Below are 1,913 nucleotides of genomic sequence, written 5' to 3'. Positions count from 1 at the left end.
GTCCTATCTGCGGTTCCTCGTCGAGCATCACAAGCGGATCCGGCACTCCAACTTCATCGAGCGGACCTTCGGCGAGACACGGCGTCGGGTCAAGGTCATCGGCCGGTTCCCCAGCGAGACCTCCTGTGTCTCCCTGGCCTTCGCCGTCCTGCACCGGGCCGCCACCGGCTGGCGCGGCTTCACCACCACCCCGGCCGGACTCCGCCTCCTGCACGACCTGCGCCGAGCCTTGACCAACCCGCCCGAGCTCGTCCACCTGCCCCTCCCCGAGGCCACCCCGACACCCGTCGACCAGGCCGCGCAACATTAACAACGGAACCCACCTCGTCGAGCTTTTCCACCGCTCCGAGGACGCGACCCCTCGATCCGGGCGCTGGTTGAGGAGTTCTGCCGCTCCTAGGCCGGCGTGCACCGGCTTCAGGCGTCGGCCGCGACTCAGGCTCCGCCCACGAGTTCAGGGTCGGGTCATATTGACTGCGGGTGTTGCGGTGCTTGTGCGAGTCGGCGCAGGAGGGCGAGGGCCGCGGGGCGTCCCGTGCCGGTGAGCGCGGTCGGTTGTCCGGAGCCGCGTTCGCGGTGGAGGTAGCCCATTTCCTGGCCGGTGTGCAGCCACGGCCACAGGAGCCGCCGGGTGTCGTCGTGGGTGATGGGGGTTCCGTCGGCGTGGCGCAGGGAGGCGGCCAGTACGTGGTGGACGGCGTGTTCGAGTTCATCGTGGGGCAGTGGGCCCGGCCACAGGGCACAGACCGCGGCTTCCGCGGTCTGGTGCTGGGCTCGGTCGGCGCCGAGCCAGGCGAGGACTGCGGTGTTCTGGCGGAGTTCGGGGTCGGTGAGGTGGGTACGGCCCGCGGCGCTGAGTTTTACGGTGCGGTGGCGTTTGGTCAGCAGTTTGTAGTGGCGGGCGATTTCGTGCAGGTTGGCGAGCTGGAACAGGTCGGCTTCGGAACGGGGGCCCTTCCCGATCGGGTACCAGTGCGGGTAACGCGCGAAGGCCTCGGCGACGAGTCGGCTTGGCAGGTACCCGGCCTGGGTGAGGGGCACGCCGTCACCGATCGCCTGCAGCAGCCAGCACAGTGGTTCGGCTGTGTCTGCGGGAGCCGGAAGGGGACGGTTGAGCGCGGGGAGGACGGGGGCGAGCAGGTTCCGCCGTTCGGCCGGAGGCGCGGCTGCCAGACATCACGACGCTCTACGCGGATGGCATCGCGCGGAGGGCGTCCATGGTGCGCTGGATGGGGTGTGGTCAGCCACTGCTCGGTCAGGTGGATCTGGGCGGCCCGGAAGCCACGCGCGGCCGGGTCGAGGTCGCCTGCGTCCAAAGCCTGTTCGAGGCGGATCGAGGCGTTCGCGTGGGCGATGGACTCGTGTGCTCCCATGGTCTCGCCCCAGGCCAGTTCGGGGGTGTCGGGCGGGGTGGTCGGTGAGTCTGCTGTGGCCTTGCGGCAGGCCGCGATGCCTTCCTGCGGGGAGTTGTGCCAGGAGCGCAGGACCCATGCGGTGGTCTCCGTGGTGCATACAGTTGCGGGCCGGGGGCGTCCGGCCCGCAGCAGTAGCCGTGCCAGCGAGCGGAGGAGTTCTTGTTGTTCGGTCTGGTCGGCGTGCCACTTGCGGGGGAGTTCGTACCAGCAGAAGCGCTCGATATCGGCTGTCGACAGCGAAGAGACGTCTTGCCCGTCCGGCACGAGCCAGTCCAGCAGCCGTGCCTCGCGATCGTCCGGTCTGTCCGGGGGCGCCCCGTCGCTTTTGGGGGCGGGGATCGATCTCACTGGGTTCACCTCGCTCGTACGGCAGGCCTCAACGCAATGGACGGAACCATCCAGCCTGATCTTTTCACCTCATGGGACGCATCGGGTCTCACTCACGCCTCGATGAGTCCCATGAGGAGGGGCGGTCTTGGAGCGCGAGCAGCGCTGCGA

General features: G+C 69.1%; 2 protein-coding genes. One reads left to right on the top strand and one right to left on the bottom strand.

Going from position 1 to position 1,913, the window contains the following annotated elements:
- Nucleotides 1-310, top strand: a 310-nt coding sequence (locus ABZT03_RS44100) for a transposase (RefSeq protein ID WP_356049935.1), incomplete at its 5' end; no start/stop codon positions are given.
- Nucleotides 311-465: 155 nt separating this feature from the next.
- Here the strand turns inward: ABZT03_RS44100 and ABZT03_RS44095 are convergent.
- Nucleotides 466-1,041, bottom strand: a complete 576-nt coding sequence (locus tag ABZT03_RS44095; protein WP_356049933.1) for a hypothetical protein — start codon at nucleotides 1,039-1,041, stop codon at nucleotides 466-468.
- Between the last annotated feature and the right edge of the window lie 872 nt (nucleotides 1,042-1,913).

The organism is Streptomyces sp. NPDC005574 (assembly GCF_040605435.1).
Taxonomy (GTDB): domain Bacteria; phylum Actinomycetota; class Actinomycetes; order Streptomycetales; family Streptomycetaceae; genus Streptomyces.
This window is presented reverse-complemented; position numbering and strand designations above follow the sequence as displayed.